Here is a 21,081-nt window from a genome sequence, read left to right on the forward strand (position 1 = left end):
GGTTTCGTCATGGCCTACGTGATCACGCAGAACTGCTGCAAAGACGCCAGTTGCGTGCCCGTCTGCCCGGTCGACTGCATTCGCCCAGCGGGCGGCCCCGGTGAGTTCAGCGGCACCGAGATGCTGTACATCGATCCCGAGACCTGCATCGACTGCGGCGCCTGCATGGACGAATGTCCCGTGGACGCAATCCACTACGAGGAAGACCTTCCCGAGCATCTTCAGCGCTTCCGCGAGCTCAACGCCGCCTACTTCGAGCGCCACCCACTCGAACCGGATTCGACACCGCACCCCAAGCCGCACTCCCCCGTCGAATCCGGCGCACTGCGCGTCGCCGTGGTCGGCGCAGGGCCTGCCGCCTGCTACGCCGCCGAGGAACTCATCGCCGTCGACGGTGTCGAAGTCGACCTCTTCGAGCGACTGCCGACTCCGTTCGGATTGATCAGAGCCGGTGTCGCACCCGACCACCTGCACACGAAATCCGTCGTGGACCTGTTCGGCTCGGTGTTCGCCGACAAGCGATTCGGCTGCCACCTCAACGTCGAGATCGGCACCCACCTCAGCCATCAGGAACTCCTCGACCATCACCACGCCGTGATCTACGCCGTCGGCTCGCCTGCCACCCGCGACCTCGGCATCGTCGGAGAAGACCTTCCCGGCAGCCACCCCGCCTCAGACTTCGTCGGCTGGTACAACGGCCACCCCGACCACGCGTCGCACAACTTCGACCTGTCCGGCAGCCGCGCGGTGATCGTCGGCAACGGCAACGTCGCCCTCGACATCGCCCGAGTCCTGCTGACGGGTCCCGACCACCTCGCAGGTACCGATATCGCCGGGCACGCACTGGAGGCGTTGGCCGACAGCGCAATCGACGAAGTGGTCATCCTCGGCCGCCGCGGCCCCCGGGCCGGCGCGTTCTCGGTCGGAGAGTTCTTGGCACTCGGCCACATTCCCGGGCTCGACGTCGTGATCGACACCCCTGAGGGGTCGGATCTCGAACCCGAGCCCGACGATGACATCGAGACGGTCACCAAGCTCGCGATCGCCAAGGAGTACGCGGAAAGGGAGACCACACCGGGCAACAAACGCGTGGTCTTCCGTTTCCACTGCACGCCCGCGGCGTTCGAGGGTGACGCTCGGTTGACGGGCCTGCGCGTGACAGGTACGGCTGACGAACTCATCGAGACGTCATTGGTGCTGCGTTCCATCGGATATCGCGGAGCGCCGCAGCCCGACCTACCGTTCGACGAGGCAACTGGCACGATCCCGAACGACCGCGGACGGGTGATCGCCGAAGCTGGGCATCCGATTCCAGGGATCTACGTGACCGGCTGGATCAAACGCGGTCCGCAGGGCGTGATCGGCACCAACCGCTCCTGCGCTCAGGAGACGGTGGCCGCACTGCTCGCCGATTTCGACGACGGGACACTGAGCCGGTCTGTCTCCGGGCGAGATGCCCTGCGCGCGTTGATGGATGAGCGTGGCGTATCACCGGTGAACTGGGCCGGCTGGCGTGCGATCGACTCCGCAGAACGCGACCGCGGGTCCGCCGCATCCCGGCCGCGGGTGAAATTCGTTGCAGTGGAGGAGCTTCTCACCGCGGCGCGCTCGACGCCGGGCTGAGGAATCGCGCGATCATCTCCCGTTCGGACACCGGGTCGTCCACCGGCCAGACAAGCAGAGACAGCACCACGCGCACGATCCACTGGGCAGCGGACGAATCCCCCTCGGCGATTCCGGTCAGTTCGGCCGCCAACGCGGGCAGCATCGGAGAGCGGCCGACCGAGCTCAAGTCGCCGCTGCGCATTGAACTCAGCAGCGCCTGACCCATTGGATCGGACCGGATGCGTTCGAGGGCGACCACCACCGCGGTGACGGTCCGCTCGGAGCCACTGAGGCTGTCGACGGCTGCGCGGACGGTCGTGATGATCCGTTCCGCTTCGCGCATGAGCACCGCTTCACGGATCTGCGCCTTGCCACCGACGTGGCGGTAGATCGTGGCCCGCGAACAGTGCACCCGCGCCTGCAACGCGACCATGTCGAACGCGTCAAGGCCGTCGCGCAGGATCAGTTCGGTGGCCGCCGCGTAGATGCGCTCGGCAGCCTCGGCGCGCCGATCACCGAGCAACCAGTCGTTCTGCACGACCCCGCCTTCGAGATTCCCTCCCGCCACAATCTCATTATGAGACACAGACGGTTCGATATCTCAGCGTCGCAGCAGCTCGGAGGGCCAGCGTGAGAATTCGGTGCCGTCGCGCTCTGGCCTGGGGTTTCTATCTCGCACGAGGCATTGACGAGACGGCTCGGGACGGCTTTTCCTGACGTGGTGACCGTGAGACCGATCGATCTTGGCCTGGCGTTGTTCGAGGACGAGTTCCTCCAGGACCCCCATCGCCTCTACGCGCTCATGCATGCCGATGGGCCGATCCATCGGGTGGGCGATTCGGGCTTCTTTGCCGTCTCCGGCTGGGATGCGGTCAACGAGGCCGTCGCGCGCACCGAGGACTTCTCGTCGAACCTGACGGGCACGATGGTGTACCACGAGGACGGGTCCGTCGGCGTGTTCCCGATGGATGTCCTCGGCGGTCCCACTCAGGTCCTCGCCATCGCCGACGATCCCCTTCACGCGGCGCACCGGAAGACCTTGGTTCCGCACCTGGCAGCCAAGCGGATTCGAGAGCTGGAGAGGTTCGTCGCCGACACGCTCGCGAAGTTGTGGCGCGACGAGGTGCGCAACGACCGTGTCGAGTGGATGGGATCAATCGCCAACCGCCTGCCGATGATGGTGGTCTGCGAGCTGATGGGCGTGCCCCACCACGATGCGGATCAGTTGGCCGAGTGGGGATATGGTGCCACGCAGCTCCTGGAAGGCCTGGTGAGCGAAGCGCAACTCGCCCAATCCGGCACCGCCGCCATGCAGCTGGCCGCCTATGTCGCAGACAGATTTGCCCGTGAGGAAGGCAGTCATCAGGACACTCTGATGGGTGGACTTGCATCCTCATGTGCGGCAGGCGAACTCGATGCACTCACCGCGCAGATGATGATGGTGACGCTGTTCGGTGCAGGCGGCGAGTCGACAGCGTCGCTGATCGGCTCGGCAACTGCGATCATCGCGTCCCGACCCGATCTGCAACAGCAATTGCGAGCGGATCCCCGCCTCATCCCCGCATTCCTCGAAGAGGTACTGCGCTTCGAACCGCCCTTCCGCGGGCACTACCGTCATGTGCGCAACGACTGTCACCTGGCCGGCCGGGACCTTGCCGCGGGGTCGCGGCTCCTCCTGTTGTGGGGTGCCGCCAACCGGGACCCCCGACATTTCGAGGATCCCGATGATTTCCGCATCGATCGACCGAACGGCAAGGGTCACATCGCATTCGGCAGAGGCGCCCACTTCTGCGTCGGCGCCGCACTCGCGCGGCTGGAGGCCACAATGGTGATCGAGCACCTGCTGCGTGAGACTTCGCACATCGAGGTGATCGAACCCGGCCGCTGGCTCCCCAGCCTGCTCGTCCGCCGACTGGAGAGCCTGACGCTCGCCATTACAGCTTGAAGCGTCCCGCGAAGCCACGCAGTGGCAGGTCGGCGCTGGTAATAATCCCCGGAGCTGCCCGGACCACCGACTTGATCGAGTTCAGAGCGGGCATACCGGTGACCGTCATCCCGATCGACGCGAAGTTGGCGGGATCGGAGAGGTCGACGCCGGGCTTCGGGAAGATCATGTGTTTGTTGTAGATGTTCGGGTCGCCCTTGATCTGGGTGATGTAGCAGCCCTTGATATCCCAGCTCGGGTCGGTGTGCGGCGTCATCTGCCATTCGAGATGCGTCTCGACGCGCGGCACCCCGTCGACGATGCCTTGATACTTGATGTAGTTGCCGCCCAACGACCCCTTGGGCAGCTTGTACCAGCCGAGGTCGACGTCCTTGGTGCACGCGCCCAGCTCGTAGGAGAACGTCACCTCGTCGAGGGTGAGGTCGAAGCAGTCGGCCATCATGTAGACGCTGTCGGCAAAGACCTCGGTGTACTTCTTGAGCTTGCCGGGGATCGCCGGGTCGTCGACGGGCTGGCCGTAACCGACCTCGATCCAGGTGTCCTTGGAGTGGTGGCACGAGACGTCGACGGACTCAATCGTCGTGATGTTCTCGATCTCGGCGACGTCCGCTGAGCAGACGACACCGAGGATCTGGTTCAGCCCGGGGTTCATTCCGGTGCCGTAGAACGTCGAACCGCCCTTCTCGCAAGCCTCTTGGAGAAGCTGGGTGACAGGCTTGCCCGAGTGGTGCGGATGATTGGTGTCACGGTGGAACCCGGTGATCCAGTCGGCGGTGGTGACGATGTTGATGCCCGCCTCGAGCACCTTCACATACAAGTCTTCGTCGGGGAAGACGCCGTGGAAGGTAACGACATCGGGCTTGGCCGCGATGATCTCGTCGACCGACCCGGTCGCCGTCACGCCGTTGGGGGCGAGGCCGGCGAGTTCGCCTGCGTCCCTGCCGACCTTGTCCGGTGAATAGCAGTGCACACCAATGAGTTCGAGGTCCGGCTGATCAGCCATCCGCTTGATCATCTCGGAGCCGACATTGCCGGTCGCAACCTGGAACACCGTGATCGTCATGAAGGGCCTTTCGGGTCAGTGGGCGGATTTGGCTGCCAGCTCGGCGGCACTGCCACCCAAGCCGTCGGGGTAGAACTTCTTGGCCCACTCGCGGATCGCGGTGAAACCCTTCAACTCCGAGCTCGCCAGCGCGGGCGGATCCGAGTACCGCTGGTGGGACCAGATATGGATGTCCTGGCGGAACTGGCGGATGATCTCCAAGCCGAACTCCTCGGCTTTGACCCTGGCGCGCTCGGGATTTCGTACCTCGCCCTTCGGCTTGCCGATGTAGGCCATGAAGCGGACATCGGAGGTGGATTCGTCGACCGGCGTGATGGCCGAGATGGTGCGGTTGTCGATCATGCCCCAGCTCTTGGTGACCGCGATGCCGAGACCGGCGTTGATGGCCTCGACCCCGGATTGCACGTCGGTGATGGACTGCTGGTCGTCGCCTTCGAACGTGATGGTGAAGTCGACGTAGGAGATCGGGTCGTCGAAGTCGTGGCGGGTGAAGATCGGGTTGATCGGTGTGCCGTGCACGTACTTGAAATGCGCGAAGTCGACGCCGTTTTCGAGCACGTACTGCGGGTGCATCTCGTGGCCCTGCTCGAACAGGCGCTGCTGCGGGTAGTAGTCGTCGATGGTCGACCCGTCGCCGAAACCGCTGAAGATGTCGGGCGCTTCGAAGAACGGCTCACGGCCTTCGATGTCGTGCCAGATGTAGATCGACTGGTTGCGCTCGGTGACGGGATAGGTCTTGATGCGACGGCCCCGGTTGGGTCGGTCCTCGTACGGAATGCAGACGTTGCGGCCCTGCTGGCTCCACTGCCATCCATGGAAGGGGCACTGCAGAACCTCACCGTGCACGGTGCCGCCGAAGCCGAGGTGCGCGCCCAGGTGCTCGCAGTAGGCGTTCATCACCGTGACCTGACCGGACTCGGCGCGCCACGCGACCATCTCCTGGCCGAAGTACTTCATCGTGTGGACATCACCGACGCCGAGCTCATCGGACCAGGCAACCTGGAACCAGCCAGTCGGCTTCATCGACAGGGGCGGTTTGGCCATGGACCGAATCGTAGAGCACTCAATGAAAGAAACATAGTAGGTTCTACGAAACTTTCGGTACGCTCTCTTCATGACCGACGTCGACGCGCCGGCCCGGCGCCCCAACCGGCGCGGTCAGGCCACCCGCGAGAACATGCTCAACGCCGCGCTGAAGTCGCTGGCGTCGGGCGATCCAGGCTCGGTGTCGGCGAACCGGATCGCCAAGGACATCGGGGCGACCTGGGGCGCGGTGCAGTACCAATTCGGTGACGCCGACGGTTTCTGGGCTGCCGTGCTGCACCGCAGCGCCGAGCGTCGTGCCGACGTGTTCGTCTCCGTCGTCGCCGACGCATCGCTGCGCGACCGGGTCGCGAGCATCATCGACACCCTGTATGACGGCCTGGCAGAACCTGATTCGCGCGCCATCGAAAATCTGCGGGCCGCACTCCCCCGCGACCCGGCCGAGTTGCAGCGGCTCTACCCGCAGACCGCGGCCGAACTGTTCTCGTGGGGTCAGTCGTGGCTGGAGATCTGCCGCAATGCATTCGCCGGACTCGGCGTCGACCAGGAACGCGTTCGCGAGGTCGCGACGCTGATCCCCGGCGCGATGCGGGGTCTGGTCTCGGAACGTCAACTCGGCTCGTTCGCCGACCTCGACGTGGCACGTCGCGGGCTGACCAATGCGCTGGTCACCTACTTACAGTCGTCCGACTGACCCCGTCAACCCCACAGCGACATCAGCGTCACGTACGTCGCGGTTCCGACGAGGATGCTGACCAACGCCTGCCGCCGCCACAGGTGCAACCCCGCAGTCACCACGACCGCGACGGCCAGCCACCCCACCTGACGGGGCGTGTCGCCGACGACGGTGCTCAGCGTGTAGATCGCGAGGATCACCATCACGCCAACCGGCATGTGCACGCTGAGGTACTTGACGACGGCGCTGCCGCGCAACGGAGCCAGCACTGCGAACGGCAGCGCGCGCAGCGCCCACGTGACGGCGGCGCTGACCACGACGAGGAGCGCGATGTAACCGTTGTCAGGCACGTTCGGCCCTGCGCGCCAGCATCATCCGCGCGATCAGCACACCGGTGAAGGCGGCGAATGCGCACACCAGCATCTGCCCGGGCACCACCAGCCACGCAACGACCGCACACCCCGCGGCGGTCGTCGCGGTGAGCCAGTCGGGTCGCTGACGGAAGGCGTCGATACCCAGCACGATGAACAGAGCTGTCAGCGCGAAGTCCAGGCCCACGAGCCGGTCGATCGGCAGCGCCTCGCCGACGAGGCCGCCCAGCGTCGCGCCGGCGACCCACAACAGATGAAACAGCAATTGCATCAACAGGATCGGACGGGTTGTCCATGCCTGCGCCTCAGGGCTGACCCCGACGGCATAAGCCTCGTCGGACAGCGTGTACGTGCTGTATGCCTTGCCGAGCAAGCCGCGAACGCGGTGCAACGGAAACGACAGCGCATAGAAGACATGCCGCGAATTCACGACGAACGTCGTCAGCCCCACCGTCACGATCGGAGCTGCCGTCGCCGCCAGGTGCACCATCAGAAACTCCAGCGAGCCCGCGTAGATGACGGCGGCGAACACCGGCGCCCACCACCAGGCCAGTCCCGCGTGCACCACAAGGAACCCCAACGCCATACCGAGCGGGATGAACGCCAGCCCGATGGGCGCCGAAAGTGCCAGCACACCGCGCAACAAAACTCCTCCTGAACTCGGATCAGGGAGCTAGCTTTCCACGAATGGACATCTTCGCCGAGTGGCACCGTGACGGAACCATTTTCTCGTGGGTTTCCACGACACCGTCCAACGCCGGGGCTGCGGTGGAGATCTTTTCCCGGCGGGCGGGGACCCCGGGCGCCCCCGCGCTGGTGTGCGTCCACGGCTTCCCGACGTCGGGCGTCGACTACTACGGGCTGGCCCGCGAATTGAGCGCCGAGTTCGACATCTATGTCCTGGACTTCCCCGGATACGGGCTTTCGGGCAAACCGCCGGAACCGTACACCTATTCGCTCTACGACGACGCACGGCTGCTGGTGCACGCGATCACCGACATCTGGCGACTCGGCGAGTTCCGGATGATCACGCACGACCGTGGCAGCAGCATCGGGATGATCGCGCTGGGGATGCTCGACGACATAGGGCGCCTGCCCAGCGACGTGTTCATGACGAACGCGAACATCTATCTGCCGCTGGCCAATCTGACGGCATTCCAGGTCGCGCTGCTCGATGACACCACCGGACGCGCGACCGCCGCTGCGACCACGCCCGACATGCTGGCAGCGGGCCTGGGAGCGACGACCTTCATGCCGCGCCGCACTCTCGCGGATCCCGAAATCGCGGCATTGGCAAAGTGTTTTGCCCACGCTGACGGTATCCGGGTGTTGCCGGACACGGTGAAGTACCTTCACGAGCGCGCCGCCGACGAGACCGGCTGGCTGGAACGGCTTTCGACCATCGACGTGGACACCACGCTGGTCTGGGGACTGCACGACGGCGTGGCACCCCTGCGCGTCGCGAACCACGTGTGGCAGACCTACGTCAAACCCAAGCCCGGCCGAAACCGCTACTGGGTGGTGCCGGGCGCCGACCACTACGTCCAGTGCGACGCCCCCGGCGAGCTGGCCGAGATCATCCGGCTGACGGCGCGGGGCGTGCCGATCGATCTTCAGACCCTCGGCGCGAGGCCGGACGGTGCAGTGCTGGTGGACCGCTCAGACGGCGATGGATGAGACTGGGGCGCCGTAGATCTCGACGGTGTCGAAGGCTGACGCGATTGCCTGTCGCTGAGCCAGGGTCAGGCCCAGGGCCTCGGCGGAGCTGAGCACCGCTGCCCGACCGTCGGCGAACTGCGCCGTCGAACTCAGCCGCGGGATCGAGTGGTAGAACACCTTGGCCCAGGTCTCGTCGGACACGGCGGCGGTAGCAGCGTTGGTCATCATCAGGTACGCCGCGTGGCTGAAGATCGTGCTGTTGACGTGCTCGCCGTGGTCGTCACCATCGCCGGTGTACATCGTGCTCATGCGGCTCCGGTAGGCCCCGTAGGAGGTGGTGACGGAACTCGGATTGGCGAGATTGCGCACGATGCCGTTGCCGGAGTCCTCGGCGATGAGCCACCGGTCCGCACCGGTACTCCCCTCGACCAGCACCCCGAAGATGTCGGCGTACGCCTCGTTGAGCGCACCGGACTGTCCGGAGTCGAGAGCTGAAGCACCGAGGATTCCGGAGATCACTGCGTGGGTGTACTCGTGGGCGACGATATCGACGTCGGCCTGAAGATATCCCTTGTCTCCGAAAGCAAATTGCTTCAGACCCGAATCCCAGAACGCGTTCGAGTAGCCCAGCGGCGACGAGCTCGGCCGGTACTTGATGCTGATGACGATCGGGGCGCCGTTGTTGTCGTACGACACCCGCCCGAGGACGTTCTTGAAGTAGTCGTAGACCACGGCGGCATTCGCGTGCGCGGACACCGCCGAGGTGTCCCACCCGCTGAAGAAGCTTCGCTTGACCACCTTGCCGGGCAGCACCGGTGAGCCGAGCCCGAAGAACCCGTACGAGGTCTTGTACGTGGTGATGTTGCGTGCCGGGTCGGACATCTCAGTGCTGCTGAACCACAGCAGGTTTCGGGTGTCGACGGTGAACGTCCGTGTGTCGCCGAGCCAATCCTTACCCGTGGTGACCACCGCGGCGGCTTGCGCATTGGACACCGTGAGGATGACGACGCCCGCGTTGTCACCGTCGGCGTCGATCAGATAGGTGGCACCCGACGGCACGAGTTCCCCGGTGTCGGGAATGCGGACCGCCACTCGCCAGGCGAGTGCGGGGTCGGCGCCTTCGGTCACGGTGAACACGACGAGTTCGTTGGTGAAAGTGCTTGCCGCCATGAATGATTCGATATCCGCCGGATCGGCTCCGGCACCGAGGTAGGCGCTGCTCGCGAGGAGATGAACCTCGTGCGCCTCGTCCACGGCGGAGTCGGGAGTGATGTCGAAGTTCTCGCCGAGACCGCGGTAGTAATTGAACACGCTGGTGACGTCACCGTCGGCGTCGGTCACCAGGATCACTTCGCTGCCGAGAACGGTGACACCTGCGACGGTTTCGGTGAACCGGTAGAAGTGCTCGGCACTGTCACCGACGCCGGCCGTCGATACCACCACGTTCGCGCTGCCGGCGAATCCGGTGGGGGCACCGAGGACAGGGGCCAGCGCGTTCAGCACAGCCGCCGCGTCGTCGGCGTTGACGACCACGTCGTCGGTGAACCTGCCGTCGATGACACTGACCGCGCCGGTGCGCCCGGGGGTGATCGCGACCCCGCTGCGCGACGTCAGACCGTCGATGTCCAGCGTGGAGGGAATGCCAAGGCCCGCAGGTGATGTGGCGGCGATGCTGATGGTCACCTCGGTCGGCTTGGCGATGCCGAGCAACCCCAGGAGGCCGTGGACATGGAACGGATTTCCCGATGTGTCGTCGATGCGGATCGTGAACTTGTCGGCGCGGCCGGCGGCCCCGGCGCCCGGCGCGTACGTGAACCGCCCCAGCGCGTCGATGGCGACCCGGCCGTATGCGGGACCCGAGGACAGGACGTAGGTCAGCGCGGTGTCGTCGTAGTCGACGGCGTTGAGGCTGCCGGTGACGGCGCCGCCGAGGCCCGGATCCGACGTCGTCACATCGGCGACGGGCCGCTGGTTGTTCCAGGTGTACTGGGTTTGGCGCACCGCCAGCCACAGCGATTCCACGAGCGCGGAGACCGGTGTAGCCGGAACAGGTGGGTCGCTCTGCGCGGTGCGCAGTCCCGCCCACGTTCGCACGTCGGTGACGATGCTCTCAGCCGTGACGGGCCGGGCGCTGACGAGACTGCGGACGGTGGCCTCGGGTTTGGACGTGGTCGCTGACGACTCTTCCTCGACAGATTCGATGTCCGCCGCCTCGGCGTCCGCGCTGTCCTCGGTCTCGGTGTCGTCCTCGGTCTTCGTGTCGTCCTCGGTCTTCGTGTCGTCCTCGGAGCCGTAACGCAAACTCTTCCGGGTCGGCTCCGCGTCCGAGTCGTCGGCGTCCGCCTCCGCAGGATCTGCAGCGGTGGTCGAATCGGAGTCGTTGTCTGCCGGGCCCGAATCCGTGGACTCGGATTGCGACGAGTCGGCACCTTCTGACGGACTGGCGGCTGCGACCCCCTGCCCGACGACCATCCCTACGCCGATACCGGCCAGAACGATCCCGGAGTAGAGCCCGCGCCGAGGCGCGCGCGAGTCGAGACACCAGTCCACAATGACCCCCAGCGTTGCGTGTAGCCAGAACCTATCACCGCTCAGCAAACTATCGGAAGTTTCCGGCGATGAAGGCAGGCGACCGCCTTCTACGCCTTTGACATGGGAAGGTTCCGGGTGCGTGCTACCGGACCGATGACGCCAGCGCAACGATGAGGTCCGCAGCCTCCCGCGCGGCGTCGACGGCTCTGAGGTCCTGCCCGACATCGGCCGCGGCCTGGCGCCAGCGAGGCTCGGTCAGCAGCGCGTCGATGTCGGCCCTCAGCGTCGAAACGGACGACGATCGCGACGCGAGAATGCCGGCACCGGACCGTGCAACAGCCGCACCGATCAGCCGTTGATCGGACAGGGCGCTGGCCGGCAGGACGAGAACCGGGATGTCGTGGGCCAGCGCCCGCAGCGTCGTGGCGTGGCCTCCGTGCCCGATGAGTAGCGAACATTTCGGCATCAGATCGGCGTGATCGACGAACCCGACGACCTCCACGTTGGGAGCCGACGGCAGGTCGGCAGGATCGATGACGCCGCCCGTGGTCACCACGGCCCGTACCGGCAGTCCTGAGAGCGCCTCGATGACGCGCGCCAGGGTGGCACGCTGCCCGCGAAACCCGTTGGTGGACATGCTGACCAGGACCAGAGGCGACCCGGAGTCTGGTTGCGCGGGTCGTCCGGACACGACGGCCCCGACCCACCGCAGGTTGGGCGGTCTGCGACGGCGCGCATCGGGATCGAGGCGCTCCAGCGTTGCGACGAGGTTGAGGTCGGCGCCGTTCCACAACGACGTGATCCGATGGCCGTACAGCAGTGCCGCGGTGCCCGCGCCGTAGCGGTGCATCCGGTTCATGTAGCTACGAAAGGTGTGCGTGAGGACCACGGTCCGAATGGTGTTCCGCTGCAGTTTCTTCAAGGCGGGCAACAACATGCAGTCGACCACTGCGACGTCGGGCCGCCGCTCGGCGCACAACCGGTCGACGTCGTCGGCGATGTTGTGGTCGTTGAACATCGGCACCCACCTCAGCGGGCTCTGCGCTTGCCTCGAATCCCACCGTCGTGCAGTGCGGTACGGCGCGAACGGCAGCCCTGCCCGCGTCACGTCGGCATCCAGGCATTCATGTCCGGCGACACGCACCGAGTGGCCACCCGCGGCGACGGCCGACGCTACCGCGAGCAGAGGCGGCACGTTCCCGCCGCCGTCCATCGTCACGAACAGGACGTCGGCCACCCGACCGAAGTTAGTCGATCCGTTTGTTCCAGATGACGACGTACACCAGCATCGACGCGACCAGCCCGATGATCACCCACATGATGAGCAGGATGTCGATCCACGCGCCCGGCGGTGGCGCGCCCGGGAGGATGTTGCGCAGCGGGACGATCGCGAACAGCATCGCCGCGTACCACGTCAGGAAAGGCATCTGGAACTCCTTCTTCCTGAAGAAGACCTTCAACGACGTGGACAGCGCCAGCGTGGGCAGCATGATCAGCACGAGGCAGATACCGATGTCGAAAGCGAGCGGTCCGAGAGCCCGCTTGAAGTTGATCTGCACAGCTTCGTCGCCGGGCTCCGAATAGGACTGCGGCGACGGCGGAACGGTCTCGCTGGTGATGTTCCAGCCTTGGATCGCGGCCTCGATCTCGACACGCGCCGGTTGGAACTCTCGTGCATCACCTTCGCCGACGAGCACATCGGCGCTGATCGCGTCGGTGCTGTAGGAGTCGAGCGGCCACGTCGTCGGATCACCGCCGACGTCGATGGTGGTGGTCACCTCGGCGGGCGACGCGCCGGCGGGGAACTTCAAGTCGCCCAACGTGTTCCACGGGTACAGCCGCACCGACAGGTCTTCGGTCAGTACGTCGAGCCGCGGATCCAACATCCCGTCCTCGGGGATGATGAGGACTTTCGCATCGACCTTGTTGTCCAAGGTCTTGATCCCGGTAATCGTCACGAGCACGACCGTCTCGGAGCCGTCGCCGGTGTCGGGGTTGTCCAGCTCACCGGCCGAGCCCGAGAAAAACCAGTAGGTGAAGACCGATCCGGCGTAGAGAAGGATCACGACGAGGACGAGGACGATCGCCCCACCGATGCCCTTCTTCGGAGGATCTGCCACGCCGTGTTTTCCGCCCGGACCGTTCTCTGGATCCGTGGTTGCCTGAGTCATGCGCGAATTATGACGCAACCGTCAGTTTTATAGCCGGAATTGGTCGAAGCGCACCGCTTACCCGTCCTCGCCGGAGAGCACACGGACATCGACGACGTCGTACTCCGACACCGCGGCCGAGAGCATCGATACCTGTTGCTCGTCGCTGGGTCCGCTACCGCGGAAGACGTCGACCGCGGCCCGCGATTCCCAGCGTTCGTAGACGTTGATCCGGCCAGGATCGAGCAGGTCGGCGCTGATGCTGAAGTCGAGACAGCCTGGCGCGCGCCTGGCCTCTTCGACGACCCCGACACACCCGCGGAGATATTCGGCCCGGTCCTGAGGCTGCACGACGAGGTGTCCCGCGACGATCACCATGGGCTTGGCTCCTTCGTATCGTTGTAGGAATCATCTTGCCGCCACTCGGATACCGTCGACGGGTGTCCGCTCTCCCGCTGCGTGATTCGTGTCGCGCACTGCTCGTCGACGGTGACCGAATCCTGCTCGCGCAGCACCGGATCGATGACGAGTACACCGTCTGGACCGGACCCGGGGGCGGCGTCGAGGAAGGCGAGACCCTGGTGCAAGCGCTGGCACGCGAACTGTACGAAGAGACCGGGCTGGTTCTGACGGACGACCACGCGCCCCGGCTGGTGTGGATCCAGACCGCCTCCTTGGCGTGGATGCGTGCCCACGGCTTCGAAGGCATCGTCAACCATTTCTTCCTGATCCACGTCGACACCTTCACGCCCGCCAGCGCACTCGAACCGGGCGCCGCCGGCCATCCCGACACCGAAGGAATCCTCGAACAGCGCTGGTGGTCGCTGGCCGATATCGATGCAGACCGCGCCAATGGTGTGCTCTTCTCGCCGAGAGCGTTGCCAAAGCTGTTGCAGGAGTTGCTGACCGACGGACCTCCGGCGACTCCGCTGGCACTCGGGCTGTAGTGGCCTAGGGTGGACCGGTGAACCTTGTCCTCGGCCCGGTCCTGCGGCACGTCGGTGAGACGACCGCGGTGGTGTGGGTTCAGACCGATGCCCCGGCGACCGTGGAGGTGCACGGCTGTTCGGCGCGAACCTTCGAGGTCCAGGAGTGCCATTTCGCCCTCGTCGCCGTGACGGGGTTGGAGCCTGACAGCATCACCCCCTACGACGTACAGATCGACGGTGCGAAGGTGTGGCCTGAACCCGGGTCAGAGTTCCCCGCCAGCGTGATCAGGACCCGCGGCCCGCGCTCCGCCGACCGGTTGCGTGTCGTTTTCGGGTCGTGCCGCTACCCGAAGACCGGTGATCCCAAGATCGACGACAAGCTGGGGCTCGATGCCCTCGACTGTTTCGCCTCCCGGCTGACAACCACCCCGGTCCACGAATGGCCCGATGCGCTCCTCCTGCTCGGCGACCAGGTCTACGCCGATGAACTCACGCCCGAGGCGCGGCGCAAACTCGCCGGCAGCCGGTCGTCGTCGAAACGCAGGCCACCCGACGAAGTGGTCACGTTCACCGAATACGAGAAGCTCTACCGCCACACCTGGGGCGACCCGGAGATCCGGTGGATTCTGTCCACGCTGCCCACCGCGATGATCTTCGACGACCACGACATCCGCGACGACTGGAACACCTCGGCGCCGTGGCGGACCGAGGTGAACCGCAAGCCGTGGTGGCGCGATCGTATCCGCGCGGGGCTCGGATCCTATTGGGTGTATCAGCATCTCGGGAATCTCAGCCCCGACGAACTGGCCGCCGACGACGACTACCAGAAGGTGCTGGTCACCGAGGGCGACTGCTGGCCCCATCTGGTCGAACTGGCCGACCGCGCCGATTACGAAGTCGACGGGGACAAGGGTGTCCGGTTCAGCTTCCGGTGGGATCTGGGCCGCAGCCGGCTGGTCATGGTGGATTCCCGCAACGCCCGCATCCTCGACAACGGGGACCGAAAGATGCTGGGCGATCGGGAGTTTCGCTGGGTGGAGGATCAGGTCACCGACGACCTCGACGCAGTCGATCACCTGCTCATCGGCTCGTCGCTGCCCTGGCTGCTCCCTCCGGCGCTCGGCGACCTGCAGATCGTCAACGAGATCGCCGCCGACCGGCACGGTCTGCGGGGGAAGTTCGCCGAGAAGATCAGGCAGACAGCAGATCTGGAGCACTGGCCGGCGTTCCTCCAATCGTTCCTGCGCCTGAGTTCCCTCATCGAATCGGCGGCCCAGGGTTCACCGGCCACCATCTCGGTGCTCTCCGGCGACGTCCACCACAGCTACGCCGCCCGCGCGGACTTCCACGGGACGGGCGACACCCGGGTGCACCAACTGGTGTGCTCGCCGATCCACAATTACGTGCCGGCACCCGTCAAGCCGGCGTTCAAGATCGCATGGTCCCCGCGGGTAGCCCGCCTGACGCGACGCTGGGCAAAGCGCGCAGGCTCCCCCGAACTGCCGATGTCGTGGCAGAACCGCAGCGGACCACAGTTCGGAAACACCATCGCCAGCTTCGAAGCGAACGGGCGCACGGCCGAGGTGTTCTTCGAACAGCCTGAGGACAACGGCGAATTGTCGACCGTGGCCCGAGTCGACCTCACCGGTTAGTGCACGCCCTCCATCTGCTTGCTGATCCACGGAGCGATGGCGAACACGATGATGCCTGCCACCACCGCCACCCCGCCGAGAATGCCGAAATAGGCTGCCTCACTGGAGGTGTCGTAGTAGCCGGCGAGCACACCGGACATCGAGGTACCCAGGCCCACCGAGAAGAAGTACAAGGCCATCATCTGCGCGCGGAACGCCTCGGGGGCGAGCTTCGTCGTCACCGACAGCCCGATCGGTGAGAGCAGCAGTTCCGAGACCGCGAACACCCCGAGAATGGCCAGCACCGCGAGCGCGGGCACCCCGTCGACGCCGGCGAGCGGCACGAAGCACAGGAACGCCAGCCCCATGCCGATGACACCGTAGGAGAACTTGCGCGGAGTCGTCGGTGCCCGGTTTCCCAGCTTGGTCCACATCACCGCGAATACCGGTGAGAGCGCGATGATCCAGATGGGTTCGATCGAACCGATCCAGCTCGACGGGGCCACCCAACCGAAGATGGACCAGTTCATCCGTTCGTCGGAGTACACCGCCAGCACCGTGAAGATCTGCTGGAACAGCGACCAGAACACCGCATTGGCGATGAACAGCGGGATGAACGCCTGCACCCGAACCTTTTCCGGCGCCTCGACGTGCGGGCTGCGCAACATGATCGCGAAGTAGGCGATCGAGGCGACGACGATGACGCCCGTCGTCACCTGCGACAGGTTCGCCAACGTCACGAGTTTGAGCGCAATGGCGACCGCGACGACGACGACCACCGCCGCAAAGACCCCCACCGTCTTCCCGACGGCGCCGCGCGGCAACGGGTTCGGTACATCGCGGCCGTGCTCACCGAGGTTGCGGCGAAACACGACGTACTGGATCAGCCCCAGCGCCATGCCGATCGCGGCCGCACCGAATCCGTAGTGGAAGCCGATGCGCGTCTGCAGCAGGCCGGTGATCAGCGGGCCGATGAACGCGCCGAGGTTGATACCGAGATAGAACAACGTGAATCCGCCGTCTGCCCGAGGATCACCCTTGTCGTACAAGGTGCCCAGCAGCGAGGACGCGTTGGCCTTCAGCGCGCCCGAACCGAGCGCGACGAACACCAGCCCGACGCCGACCCCGGTCAGGCCGGGAAGCACGGCAAGGGCGATGTGGCCGATCATGACGACGACACCGCCGTAGAAGACCGTGCGTTCCATGCCCAGGACACGATCGGCGATCCAGCCCCCGAGAACTGTCGAGAGGTAGACGAGGCCTCCGTAGGCGCCGACGATGCCCGTCGCGGTGCTCTGCGGCAGCTCCAACCCGCCGTCGGTCACCGAGTAGTACAGGTAGTAGCCGAGGATGGTGAGCATTCCGTAGAAGGAGAAACGCTCCCAGAGCTCCACGCCGAACAGGTTCGTCAACCCGATCGGGTGACCGAAGAACGTCCGCGAGGTGTCGCGCTCCTGAATGGGCTGCTGGTCACTGGTCATGGGCCTACCCTGCACCGTCGACACCCCTCACAGCTAGTTTCTAGACTCTCCTAAAATCGGAACCCATGCCCGTTCCCGATCGTCCCCGTCCAGGTCAAGAGTCGGTGTGGGACTACCCACGGCCGCCCAGACTCGAACAATTCCGCGGCTCGATCACCGTCGAACTCGGCGGTCAGACCATCGCCGAAACGGATCGGGGCTGGCGGGTGCTGGAGACCAGCCATCCGCCCACCTACTATCTGCCGCCCGGCTGCTTCGCCGACGGCGCGCTTCGTCCCGCCGCAGGGTCGTCCTGGTGTGAATGGAAGGGTCAGGCGAGCTATTTCGACCTGGTCGGTCCGGCCGCCGTCGCCGAACGGGCCGCGTGGACCTACCCGGCGCCGACGCCGGCGTTCGTCGACATCACCGGCGCGGTCGCCGTCATGGCCTCGCTCGTCGACCGATGCACAGTCAACGGAGAGGAAGTCGTGCCCCAACCGGGCGGCTTCTACGGCGGATGGATCACCAGCTGGCTCGCGGGTCCGTTCAAGGGAGTGCCCGGGTCGAACGGTTGGTGAGGACTACTCGCCGACCGCCTGCATGCGGCCCGTCGGGTAGGGCAGGTCGATGCCGTGCTCGTCGTAGGCCTGCAGGATGGCGCGGCGCAACCGGCGCTGCACCGCCCACTGGGCATTCGGGCGCACCTTGACCGTCATCCGCAGTTTGATCAGATCCGGCGACAGTTCCTGAACACCGAGCATCTGCGGCTCGCCGATGACCTTGCCGGACAGGGCATCGTCGGCCACCGCCGCCTCGGCCGCTTCGACAGCCACCTGCTCGGCACGCTCGATGTCGGCCCCGAGAGCGACGGGCACCTCGATACGGGCGACGGCGTACTCCTGGCTCATGTTGCCGACGCGGGCGATCTCACCGTTGCGGACGTACCAGAGCGTGCCGTCGATGTCGCGCACCGTGGTGATCCGCAGCCCGACGCTCTCCACCTCGCCGGTCGCGTCCCCGAGGTCGACGGTGTCACCGACTCCGTACTGATCTTCGAGCAGCATGAACACGCCCGTGACGAAGTCGCGCACCAGGTTCTGCGCACCGAAGCCGATCGCCAATCCGACCACACCGGCCGAGGCGATGAACGGTGCGATGTTGACGCCGAGCACGTTCAGGACGGCAAGGACCACCCAGACGAGCAGCACGATCGACACTGTCGACTTGAGCACCGAACCGATGGTCTGGGCGCGCTGTTGCCGCCGCATGATGACCTGCTCGCTGGTCGGCGAAGACGGCACGCGGTCACGCAGTCTGCGCACCAGCGGCGGCGTCTTCGAACTGCGGGCTTCGTCACCGGTACCACGGTCATTGCGACCTCTGGCGGCGGTTGCCCGGTCGATCATGCGATGTACCACGTACCGGATGACCAGGGCTACCGCGAAGTAGGCGACGATCCTGATCGGGACCTCGATGAGCCAATGCCGGCTGGTGTCCGTCCATTCGAAGGCCAAGAAGGAGACGTCCATGTGTTACCACCATACGGCGGCGACATGACGTCCGTGAGCGCCCCCGCGGGGTCCACTAGCTCGCGAGGGCGGCTTTCAGGTCGGCCTGGGTTTCGGCCAGGAAGCTCTGGAATTCGTCGCCCACCATGAACGTGGTGGTGAATTGGTTGCGCTCGGCGATCTGTTTCCACGTGGGTGTGTCGACCATCGTGGCGAGTGCGTCCTGCCAATACTTGACGGCGAAGTCCGGCATCGCGGGCGGTCCGTAGAGGCCGCGCCAGTTGGACAGGGTGACGTCGAAACCCTGCTCCCGCGCCGTCGGCGCGTCGAAACCGGGCAGCCTCTCCTCCGACAGCACGCCGAGCGCCCGGAGTTCACCGGACTTGACCAGTTGGACGAACTCGCTGACTCCCCCGATGGCCACGCTGATGTCGCTGTTGAGCAGCGCCTGGGTCTGGTCTCCGCCACCCTCGAACGGGACGTAGTTGAGTTTCGCCGGGTCACCACCTGCAGCCGCAACCAGCAGGTCGAAGGGGGCCTGGTCGTCAGTGGCGGCGGCAACCTCGACGACGCCGGGATCGGCCTTGATCGCCGTCATGACATCCGCGAGCGTCTGGTACCTGGATCCCGAGTCGGTGACCACGACGTAGTACTCGGTGATCAGGCGTGCGATCATCGTGACGTCGCCGTACCCGTACTCGGAGATGCCGCGCAGCTCGTTCATCATCATCGACAGCGACGTGACCGACACCTGATCGTCGCGGCCGCGGTACTGCTCGACCATCGTGGCGAGGAAATCGGCCCCGATGTTTCCGGGCCGGTTCTCCACCGGAAGCGGCACGTCGACGATGTTCTCCTTCTCCAGCGCGTCGACAACGGCGCGGATCGTGATGTCGAACCCGCTGCCCGGGTTGGCACCGGCCGTCATCGTGATCGGCCCTGACGGGTACGCCGGCGCCGGGGCGGGTTCTTCGGCCTTCTGACATCCGGTCACCACAAGCGATGCGGCAAGCAACGCGCCGATCGCCGATTTGATCGTCAAGATGTGTGCTCCTCGGTGACTTCGAATGCCAGCATCGCGATGTCGTCGCGCTGATCCAGTTTGGGTGCCAGCGTCGCGATCTCGTCCATCATGGCCGTCAGACCCGCCCCGGCGCGCGCAGCGACGAACCGAGTCAGCGCGGCTTCGTCGAACGGGTCGTCGTCGAGGCGGGCCTCGACGAGTCCGTCGGTGTAGAAGAGAAGGCTCTGCCCGGGTCGCACCGTCACGGTGCAGACGTCGAAGACCGCATCCGGCAGCGCCCCGACGAGCATCCCGTCGGGGGGCCGGACGGACTCGACCAGACCGCTGGCCGGATCCACCAGCAAGGCCGGCTGATGTCCCCCGGTGGCGATCGTCACCTCGAAACCGTCGCCGTCGTCGGCACGCTGGACGGTGCCGAAATGCACCGTGCAGAACCTGCGCGGTTCGACCTCGCGGAGCAGTACGGCGTTGAGCTCGTGCAGTCCGGCGGTCGGATCGTCATAGTGCAGGGCCGCCGACCTCAGTGTGTGGCGGATCAACGAGGTCACCACGGCGGCGTCGACACCGTGACCGAGGACATCGCCGATGAAGTACGCCCACCGATTACCACCGAGGCCGAACAGGTCGTAGAAGTCGCCGCCGACCTGACGAGAGGAGATCGGTCGGAAATACGACGCCACCGCCAGCCCGTCGATATGGGGAAGCGACGGCGGCAACAGGGTGCGCTGCAGCGCCGCGGCGTACTCCTCGATCGAGTCGCGGTCACGTTCGGCGATACCGCGGTCGGTCTGCGCCTGGTCACGTTCGCGGCGAGCGACGTCGCGGGCCGTCTCCGCGGCATCACGCAGCCGGCGCTCAAGGCCGACGGCGTCCAGCGCGGAGAGTCGCAGCTCGAGCTGTTCCATCACGATGGCGGCCAGATCCTCGAGGATCACGAGGTGGTCGGCGATGACCGGCCTGACCTCGGTGTCCATTACCGCGACGACGCCCAGCCGATACCCGTCGAACGTCAGGATCGGTGCCGCGGCATAGAACTGGATGGCGTGGTCATGGAGAAACCCGCTGCCACCGGTCACCGCTCCGTCGATCACCGTGACCGCGTCGGGGACGCTGCCGAGGGTCGGGTCGTCGCGGGAAATCGCGTGCGGTGGGGCGTCGAAGCCGTGCGTCGCGGCCAGCGAAGGGCCGTCCTGATCGACGATCACCACCATCGCCATCGGGGCACCGAGTGAGCGCGCCGCCAGTCCCGCGATGCGGCCGAGCACCGCGGCGGGAGCGGCACCGACAACGCGGTAACGCTGCACCGCACGCAGCCGCGACTCTTCGGCGTCGTGGTAGTTGCGGCTTTCGGTGATGGTTTCGCCCCTGCTCAGACCGCTCCTGCAGAGCGACTCGGCCCGAGATTGTGTCAGCGCACTCGACTCAAGGCAACGCCTTCAGCGAACCGCGTTGATAGATTCGCGTGATGAAGGCGTGCTCTGACC

Annotated in this window: 20 protein-coding genes; 7 read left to right on the forward strand and 13 right to left on the reverse strand. The window is 65.8% G+C overall.

Going from position 1 to position 21,081, the window contains the following annotated elements; genetic code table 11:
• The first annotated feature begins 9 nt into the window (after window positions 1-9).
• The gene (locus tag P9A17_RS23090) at window positions 10-1,623 is read left to right on the forward strand and encodes a 4Fe-4S binding protein (protein WP_278041078.1); all 1,614 of its coding nucleotides are present in this window, start codon (window positions 10-12) and stop codon (window positions 1,621-1,623) included.
• Here the strand turns inward: P9A17_RS23090 and P9A17_RS23095 are convergent.
• Complete coding sequence (locus P9A17_RS23095; RefSeq protein ID WP_278041079.1) at window positions 1,595-2,173, reverse strand: TetR/AcrR family transcriptional regulator; 579 nt, start codon at window positions 2,171-2,173, stop codon at window positions 1,595-1,597. The genes P9A17_RS23090 and P9A17_RS23095 overlap by 29 nt on opposite strands.
• 153 nt (window positions 2,174-2,326) lie before the next feature.
• Between P9A17_RS23095 and P9A17_RS23100 the strand changes: the two genes are divergently transcribed.
• Entirely contained in the window at window positions 2,327-3,550 is a 1,224-nt protein-coding gene (locus P9A17_RS23100) for a cytochrome P450 (RefSeq protein ID WP_278041080.1), read from the forward strand.
• Here the strand turns inward: P9A17_RS23100 and P9A17_RS23105 are convergent.
• Together P9A17_RS23105 and P9A17_RS23110 are read right to left on the reverse strand one after the other, a co-directional pair.
• Complete coding sequence (locus tag P9A17_RS23105; protein ID WP_278041081.1) at window positions 3,540-4,613, reverse strand: dihydrodipicolinate reductase; 1,074 nt, start codon at window positions 4,611-4,613, stop codon at window positions 3,540-3,542. The genes P9A17_RS23100 and P9A17_RS23105 overlap by 11 nt on opposite strands.
• Window positions 4,614-4,628: 15 nt before the next feature.
• Complete coding sequence (locus P9A17_RS23110) at window positions 4,629-5,657, reverse strand: Rieske 2Fe-2S domain-containing protein (protein ID WP_278041082.1); 1,029 nt, start codon at window positions 5,655-5,657, stop codon at window positions 4,629-4,631.
• A gap of 70 nt (window positions 5,658-5,727) precedes the next feature.
• Between P9A17_RS23110 and P9A17_RS23115 the strand changes: the two genes are divergently transcribed.
• Window positions 5,728-6,351, forward strand: a complete 624-nt coding sequence (locus P9A17_RS23115) for a TetR/AcrR family transcriptional regulator (protein ID WP_278041083.1) — start codon at window positions 5,728-5,730, stop codon at window positions 6,349-6,351.
• A gap of 5 nt (window positions 6,352-6,356) precedes the next feature.
• On the opposite strand, the gene P9A17_RS23120 is transcribed toward P9A17_RS23115, so the two are convergent.
• Window positions 6,357-6,683: an AzlD domain-containing protein gene (locus tag P9A17_RS23120; RefSeq protein ID WP_278041084.1), complete on the reverse strand. Its 327-nt coding sequence runs from the start codon at window positions 6,681-6,683 to the stop codon at window positions 6,357-6,359.
• Window positions 6,676-7,347, reverse strand: coding sequence for an AzlC family ABC transporter permease (locus tag P9A17_RS23125; protein WP_278041085.1), 672 nt, complete (start codon window positions 7,345-7,347; stop codon window positions 6,676-6,678). Before P9A17_RS23125 ends, P9A17_RS23120 begins: the two co-directional genes overlap by 8 nt.
• Before the next feature lie 44 nt (window positions 7,348-7,391).
• Here P9A17_RS23125 and P9A17_RS23130 point away from each other — a divergent pair, with 44 nt between their 5' ends.
• Window positions 7,392-8,381, forward strand: a complete 990-nt coding sequence (locus tag P9A17_RS23130; RefSeq protein ID WP_278041086.1) for an alpha/beta fold hydrolase — start codon at window positions 7,392-7,394, stop codon at window positions 8,379-8,381.
• Here the strand turns inward: P9A17_RS23130 and P9A17_RS23135 are convergent.
• From P9A17_RS23135 to P9A17_RS23150, 4 genes are all read right to left on the reverse strand, one after another.
• Complete coding sequence (locus P9A17_RS23135; protein ID WP_278041087.1) at window positions 8,364-10,913, reverse strand: M4 family metallopeptidase; 2,550 nt, start codon at window positions 10,911-10,913, stop codon at window positions 8,364-8,366. The two genes, P9A17_RS23130 and P9A17_RS23135, sit on opposite strands and share 18 nt — an antisense overlap.
• Before the next feature lie 124 nt (window positions 10,914-11,037).
• On the reverse strand, window positions 11,038-12,132 hold the full coding sequence (locus P9A17_RS23140; protein ID WP_278041088.1) for a nucleotide disphospho-sugar-binding domain-containing protein: 1,095 nt from the start codon (window positions 12,130-12,132) through the stop codon (window positions 11,038-11,040).
• A gap of 10 nt (window positions 12,133-12,142) precedes the next feature.
• Entirely contained in the window at window positions 12,143-13,066 is a 924-nt protein-coding gene (locus P9A17_RS23145; RefSeq protein WP_278041089.1) for a DUF4436 domain-containing protein, read from the reverse strand.
• A gap of 57 nt (window positions 13,067-13,123) precedes the next feature.
• Window positions 13,124-13,423, reverse strand: a complete 300-nt coding sequence (locus tag P9A17_RS23150) for an antibiotic biosynthesis monooxygenase family protein (RefSeq protein ID WP_278041090.1) — start codon at window positions 13,421-13,423, stop codon at window positions 13,124-13,126.
• Between the two features lie 62 nt (window positions 13,424-13,485).
• Here P9A17_RS23150 and P9A17_RS23155 point away from each other — a divergent pair, with 62 nt between their 5' ends.
• Both P9A17_RS23155 and P9A17_RS23160 read left to right on the forward strand, forming a co-directional pair.
• A complete protein-coding gene (locus P9A17_RS23155; RefSeq protein ID WP_278041091.1) occupies window positions 13,486-13,992 on the forward strand; it encodes an NUDIX domain-containing protein in 507 nt (168 codons plus the stop codon).
• Window positions 13,993-14,009: 17 nt separating this feature from the next.
• On the forward strand, window positions 14,010-15,626 hold the full coding sequence (locus P9A17_RS23160; protein WP_278041092.1) for an alkaline phosphatase D family protein: 1,617 nt from the start codon (window positions 14,010-14,012) through the stop codon (window positions 15,624-15,626).
• On the opposite strand, the gene P9A17_RS23165 is transcribed toward P9A17_RS23160, so the two are convergent.
• Window positions 15,623-17,086, reverse strand: coding sequence for a peptide MFS transporter (locus tag P9A17_RS23165; protein WP_278041093.1), 1,464 nt, complete (start codon window positions 17,084-17,086; stop codon window positions 15,623-15,625). The two genes, P9A17_RS23160 and P9A17_RS23165, sit on opposite strands and share 4 nt — an antisense overlap.
• A 65-nt stretch (window positions 17,087-17,151) precedes the next feature.
• Here P9A17_RS23165 and P9A17_RS23170 point away from each other — a divergent pair, with 65 nt between their 5' ends.
• A complete protein-coding gene (locus tag P9A17_RS23170; RefSeq protein ID WP_278041094.1) occupies window positions 17,152-17,643 on the forward strand; it encodes a DUF427 domain-containing protein in 492 nt (163 codons plus the stop codon).
• Between the two features lie 3 nt (window positions 17,644-17,646).
• Here the strand turns inward: P9A17_RS23170 and P9A17_RS23175 are convergent, their stop codons facing one another.
• Genes P9A17_RS23175 through P9A17_RS23185 form a run of 3 tightly spaced genes read right to left on the reverse strand, consistent with a single transcriptional unit; the run spans window position 17,647 to window position 20,901 of the window.
• Entirely contained in the window at window positions 17,647-18,594 is a 948-nt protein-coding gene (locus P9A17_RS23175) for a mechanosensitive ion channel domain-containing protein (RefSeq protein ID WP_278041095.1), read from the reverse strand.
• Window positions 18,595-18,649: 55 nt separating this feature from the next.
• Entirely contained in the window at window positions 18,650-19,615 is a 966-nt protein-coding gene (locus P9A17_RS23180; protein WP_278041096.1) for a tripartite tricarboxylate transporter substrate binding protein, read from the reverse strand.
• Window positions 19,612-20,901, reverse strand: coding sequence for a SpoIIE family protein phosphatase (locus P9A17_RS23185; protein WP_278041097.1), 1,290 nt, complete (start codon window positions 20,899-20,901; stop codon window positions 19,612-19,614). The genes P9A17_RS23180 and P9A17_RS23185 overlap by 4 nt, the downstream gene beginning before the upstream one ends.
• Between the last annotated feature and the right edge of the window lie 180 nt (window positions 20,902-21,081).

This window comes from Mycobacterium sp. 236(2023) (assembly GCF_029623955.1).
Lineage (GTDB): Bacteria > Actinomycetota > Actinomycetes > Mycobacteriales > Mycobacteriaceae > Mycobacterium.

What these genes read in the sequence shown, in the direction of transcription:
- P9A17_RS23090 (WP_278041078.1), top strand. Translation starts at nt 10, where the DNA reads ATGGCCTACGTGATCACGCAGAACTGCTGCAAAGACGCCAGTTGCGTG.
- P9A17_RS23145 (WP_278041089.1), bottom strand. Translation starts at nt 13,066, where the DNA reads ATGACTCAGGCAACCACGGATCCAGAGAACGGTCCGGGCGGAAAACAC.
- P9A17_RS23130 (WP_278041086.1), top strand. Translation starts at nt 7,392, where the DNA reads ATGGACATCTTCGCCGAGTGGCACCGTGACGGAACCATTTTCTCGTGG.
- P9A17_RS23105 (WP_278041081.1), bottom strand. Translation starts at nt 4,613, where the DNA reads ATGACGATCACGGTGTTCCAGGTTGCGACCGGCAATGTCGGCTCCGAG.
- P9A17_RS23170 (WP_278041094.1), top strand. Translation starts at nt 17,152, where the DNA reads ATGCCCGTTCCCGATCGTCCCCGTCCAGGTCAAGAGTCGGTGTGGGAC.
- P9A17_RS23175 (WP_278041095.1), bottom strand. Translation starts at nt 18,594, where the DNA reads ATGGACGTCTCCTTCTTGGCCTTCGAATGGACGGACACCAGCCGGCAT.
- P9A17_RS23110 (WP_278041082.1), bottom strand. Translation starts at nt 5,657, where the DNA reads ATGGCCAAACCGCCCCTGTCGATGAAGCCGACTGGCTGGTTCCAGGTT.
- P9A17_RS23165 (WP_278041093.1), bottom strand. Translation starts at nt 17,086, where the DNA reads ATGACCAGTGACCAGCAGCCCATTCAGGAGCGCGACACCTCGCGGACG.
- P9A17_RS23115 (WP_278041083.1), top strand. Translation starts at nt 5,728, where the DNA reads ATGACCGACGTCGACGCGCCGGCCCGGCGCCCCAACCGGCGCGGTCAG.
- P9A17_RS23150 (WP_278041090.1), bottom strand. Translation starts at nt 13,423, where the DNA reads ATGGTGATCGTCGCGGGACACCTCGTCGTGCAGCCTCAGGACCGGGCC.